The sequence below is a fragment of the Mesorhizobium sp. M7A.F.Ca.CA.004.04.2.1 genome (genome assembly GCF_004022825.1).
GTDB lineage: Bacteria > Pseudomonadota > Alphaproteobacteria > Rhizobiales > Rhizobiaceae > Mesorhizobium.
Window position 1 is genome coordinate 1 of sequence record NZ_RZPH01000493.1, and the last position, 4292, is coordinate 4292.

Genomic DNA, 4292 nt, shown 5'->3' on the forward strand with positions numbered 1-4292 from the left:
GATCGCCATGGGTATCGTCGATCCGGTCAAGGTTGTCCGTACGGCTCTTCAGGACGCGGCCTCGGTCGCCGGCCTGCTCGTCACCACCGAAGCCATGATCGCGGAGGCTCCGAAGAAGGAGTCGGCTGGCGGCGGCGGCATGCCTGGCGGCATGGGCGGCGGCATGGGCGGCATGGGCGGCATGGACTTCTAATCCAGCCAATCTGGCTAAGCTTACGGAAAGGGCGCCGAAAGGCGCCCTTTTTGTTCTGCCAGGACGTTTACTTCACTAATAGCACTGCCAGGACTTGAATTGGGGCGACACACCGCGCGGAACGCTTGGCGCGACATTGAACTAATGTTTCCGCTGGCATCAGGCGCGTCGCGACATCAGGACCCCGGCGATGATGGTATCTCGGCCGCGGAAATCGCCGTGTCGCGATTGCGGCCTGCTCCAGCGAGCACCGCCTGCTCGATCAGCGCTGCGACCTCATCGGCCACAGCCTGCACCGGGGCGCGGTCGTGGGTGGCGCGGGCGATCACCATCAGCCCCTCCAGCGACGATTCGACCAGCAGTGCCAATGCATGCGCGCGGCGCTCGGGCACCCCTGCCCTGACGAAGGCGTCCCGCAGCAGGCCTATCCACTGTTCGAAGGCCGAGCGGCACAACTCCGCCAGTTCCGGCACGTCGGTGGGCGAGTCCAGCACGACAGGCGCGATCGGACAGCCGAGCGAAAACTGGTTGTCTTCCAGCATGCGTCCCACCGACTGGTAGATATGATGGACAGCCACCGCCGGATACTTTTCGGCAGCCAGCGCTTCGCCCAGCCTCTCCGTCACGTCGGCAACGCTGGCCCGCGTCACCTCGATGACCAGTTGGTCCTTGCCGCCGGGAAAATGAAAATAGAGCGAGCCCCGCGGTGCGCCGCTGGCGCTCAATATGTCGTTGAGCGAGGTGCCGTGATAGCCGCGCTGCCTGAGCAGCAGCCCAGTCGTCTCGAGTATGCGGGTGCGGGTGTCGTTGGCCATGTCAACCTCTGTCAGCAGGAATCATTATAGGCCTTGCGCAAAATATGACAATCGGTCTACATAATATGTAGACCAGTCTATATATTTCTCGGGAGAACGACATGCGGAGCTACCGTCTCGAAGGGTCTGGGACCGAACCCCTGATGCTGCGCGACACGGCGCAGCCGGAGCCGAGGCCGCATGAGATCGTGGCGCGCGTTCGCGCCACCTCGCTCAACCGGCGCGATACGATGATCCTCAACGGCACCTATCCGCTGCCGCCGCGCCAAGGCGTCCGCTGAGCGACGGGGCCGGTGACATTGTCGCCATCGGCGATACCGTCACCCGCTTTGCCGTAGGCGACCGCGTGACCGGCAGCTATTCCCCCGATGGATCGACGGCCGCATCCATGCCGGCCTCGTCGACCAACTCGGCTGCACGCTGGATGGCATGCTGACCGAATACGCCGTTCTCGACGAACAATGGGCGGTGCGCTTGCCCGATCATCTCGACTGGCATGAGGCGGCAACGCTGACCTGTGCCGGCCTGACCGGCTGGAATGCCGTGACGGGCGCCGGAATTCCGAAGCCCGGCCAATGGGTTCTGGTCGTCGGCTCGGGCGGCGTCTCGCTCTTTGCACTGCAGTTCGCCAAGCTGCTCGGCTGCCATGTCGCCGCCGTCACCTCGCGCGGTGAGAAAGCCGACAGGCTGCGGGCGCTGGGCGCCGACCTGGTGATTTCGACATCGGATATGCCGCAATGGGGCGCGACCGTCCGCGACCAGACCGGCGGCATCGATCTCGTCATCGAGACCGGTGGCCCGGCGACCTTCGCCCAGTCGCTGATCGCCAGCACGCTTTACGGGCACATCGTGCTCTTGACGCTGCAGGATGCGAAAGGCGGATCGATCCAGTTGCCGGCGGCACTCTACCAGCGCAGCCTCGCCACCATCAGCCGCCTGTTCGTCGGCAACCGGACCAATCTCGAAGCCATGCTGCGCGCCGTCTCGCAGCATCGCCTGCGGCCCGTCATCGACAAGGTCTTCGCCTTCACCGAGGCCGGCGATGCCTACCGCTATTTCCAGCAGGGCGACGTCTTCGGGAAGGTGATCATCGACGGCGCCTGACCCATCAAGTCCTCAAACCAAGGGAGAACGACAATGACAATTCGTGAAGCCTCGGCCAAATGGCAAGGCACGCTGAAGGAAGGGGCGGGCCGGCTGCGGCTCGGCAGCGGCGTCTTCGAAGGCGCCTATTCCTTCCCGTCGCGCTTCGAGAACGGTCCGGGCACCAACCCGGAAGAGCTGATCGCCGCAGCGCATGCAGGCTGCTTCTCGATGGCGCTGAGCGCCATACTGGGCGGCGCCGGCCATGTTGCCCGCAATATCCACACGATCGCCAAGGTGCATCTCGGCGCGACCGCGGCCGGGCCGACGATCACCCGTATCGAACTCGAAACCGAGGTGGAGGCCGCAGGACTCGCCGCAGATGAATTCGAGCGCCTTGCACAGTCCGCCAAGGCGGGCTGCCTCGTCTCGCGGGCCCTTGCCGGCGTGTCTCAGATCACCCTCAAGGCAACGCTCGTTGAAGCCACCAAAGGCCAATGAAGCCAGGAGGAAGAAGATGACACAGGAGCTTGTCATGGACGCAACCGCGTACGATCTGTCCCAGCAGACGGCCGAGATCATGCGGCGCTACAACGACGTATTCCAACGCCATGATCCCTCGGCACTCGCCGAACTGGTGGCTGAGGATTGCGTGATCGAGAACACCGCGCCGGCGCCGGACGGCGCTCGTTTTGCCGGACAAGCGGCGTGCGTCGGGCTTTGGACGGCGATCGCGACTCAGGCCGGCACGCGCTTCGATGTCGAGGAAACCTTCGTTGCCGGCGACCGGGCAACGATCCGCTGGCGCTATTTCATGGCCGACGGCAATTCGCTGCGCGGCGTCAACCTCATGCGCGTGACCGACGGGCGGATCGTCGAAGCGATGGGCTATGTGAAGGGGTAGCGCGCCCGAGCAATTTCCCAAAGGGCATCGCCCGGAACAGCGCAACAAGGCGAGCGGATCAGCAAGACTGAGCCGCTCCCCGTGGCTCTACCGATCCGCCAGCGCCAGCTTCGCGCCAAGCATGACGAAGGCGCCGGCGAAAGTCCGGCGCATCCAGGTCAACACCATTGGCCGCGAGACGACGTGGCTGCGGATCGAGGCGGCGAAGATGCCGTAGCCGACGAAAACCACGAAGGTCAAAAGCATGAAGACGGAACTCAGCTCCAGCATCTTCGACAGCGCGTTGGGCTCCGTGGTGCTGACGAATTGCGGCAGGAAGGCGAAGAAGAAGATCGAAAGTTTCGGATTGAGCACGTTGACGAGGATGCCGGTGGCAATCACCTTGCCGGCCGAACGCGGCGTCACATCCTGGTCGACGCTGAGGCCACCATTTTCCTTGAGTGTGTTCCAGGCCATGTAGAGCAGGTAGGCGACGCCGAGATATTTCAGCGTCTCGAAGGCGAGCGCACTGGTGTGCAGCAGCGCCGCCAGGCCAGTGATGGCAGCGGCCATGTGCGGGATGATGCCGAGCGTGCAGCCGAAGGCGGCGATGACGCTGGCTCGCGCACCGCGCGAGAGGCCGGCGCTCAGCGTGTAGAGAACGCCGGTGCCGGGCGAAGCCACGACAATCAGGGACGTCAACAGAAATTCGATGCTCACGATGGTTCCTCCGGCACCCTACCCAACCAGGAAGGTATCGGGCTGCGGGTCGGCGCACAAGCGGAGGCGATTGGAGATTGGCTACACCGGTAACCCGAGCGCCTGGCGTGCCATCAGGCACTCCTCGTCGCCGGGCATGCAGGCGCGACAGACATCCGGCCGGACGTCGTAGATGCCGCAAGCGGTCGACTTGCCGATCTCGCCGGACAGCGCCGAGCAGCGCACGCCCTCGCAGCGCATGCCTGACAGGTCAGATGCGACATATTTTTCCGGGATACGGTCGAGCTGTGCGTCATCCTCGGTGGAAAAGCGCGGCCACTCGGCCGAATAGGAACAGCAGGCACCGCAGCTTTGGCAATCGAAGGTGCCGTGTTGCGACGACAAAACGCTCGCGGCGGCCCCCAGGGCGGACAGCCCCGGCGCGGCGGGGTTTTGATCGGCGTCTTGCGGCAAGGCGCTATTTCTTCTTAGCCGTCTCGCCCTTCGAATCCGCCGGCGACTTGAACAGATCGGTCGCGGCCTCGGTGGCGTCGCCGGCTTTCGGCGCGGCAACCGGCTTGGCCGGTTTTGCCGCAGCACCCGAGGCTGCCGTCTGATC

Annotated in this window: 7 protein-coding genes and 1 pseudogene; 5 read left to right on the top strand and 3 right to left on the bottom strand. The window is 64.5% G+C overall.

The window, feature by feature from the left end; translation table 11 throughout:
• Positions 1-193: pseudogene (gene groEL, locus EN893_RS20825) on the top strand (chaperonin GroEL); the annotation flags it as partial.
• A 176-nt stretch (positions 194-369) separates the two neighbouring features.
• Here the strand turns inward: groEL and EN893_RS20830 are convergent.
• Positions 370-1008, bottom strand: a complete 639-nt coding sequence (locus EN893_RS20830; RefSeq protein ID WP_127272631.1) for a TetR/AcrR family transcriptional regulator — start codon at positions 1006-1008, stop codon at positions 370-372.
• A 101-nt stretch (positions 1009-1109) separates the two neighbouring features.
• Here EN893_RS20830 and EN893_RS39375 point away from each other — a divergent pair, with 101 nt between their 5' ends.
• From EN893_RS39375 to EN893_RS20845, 4 genes are all read left to right on the top strand, one after another.
• On the top strand, positions 1110-1289 hold the full coding sequence (locus tag EN893_RS39375; protein WP_236383100.1) for a hypothetical protein: 180 nt from the start codon (positions 1110-1112) through the stop codon (positions 1287-1289).
• A gap of 148 nt (positions 1290-1437) precedes the next feature.
• On the top strand, positions 1438-2112 hold the full coding sequence (locus EN893_RS20835) for an NAD(P)-dependent alcohol dehydrogenase (RefSeq protein WP_236383101.1): 675 nt from the start codon (positions 1438-1440) through the stop codon (positions 2110-2112).
• Between the two features lie 33 nt (positions 2113-2145).
• On the top strand, positions 2146-2592 hold the full coding sequence (locus tag EN893_RS20840; RefSeq protein WP_127270581.1) for an OsmC family protein: 447 nt from the start codon (positions 2146-2148) through the stop codon (positions 2590-2592).
• A gap of 16 nt (positions 2593-2608) precedes the next feature.
• Entirely contained in the window at positions 2609-2995 is a 387-nt protein-coding gene (locus EN893_RS20845) for a nuclear transport factor 2 family protein (RefSeq protein WP_127270583.1), read from the top strand.
• Positions 2996-3082: 87 nt separating this feature from the next.
• Here EN893_RS20845 and EN893_RS20850 read toward each other — a convergent pair whose 3' ends face one another.
• Both EN893_RS20850 and EN893_RS20855 read right to left on the bottom strand, forming a co-directional pair.
• Positions 3083-3694 (bottom strand): LysE family translocator, encoded by a 612-nt coding sequence (locus EN893_RS20850; RefSeq protein WP_127270585.1) that lies wholly within the window; start codon positions 3692-3694, stop codon positions 3083-3085.
• A gap of 81 nt (positions 3695-3775) precedes the next feature.
• Positions 3776-4099, bottom strand: coding sequence for a YkgJ family cysteine cluster protein (locus EN893_RS20855; protein ID WP_164749099.1), 324 nt, complete (start codon positions 4097-4099; stop codon positions 3776-3778).
• Positions 4100-4292 lie beyond the last annotated feature (193 nt).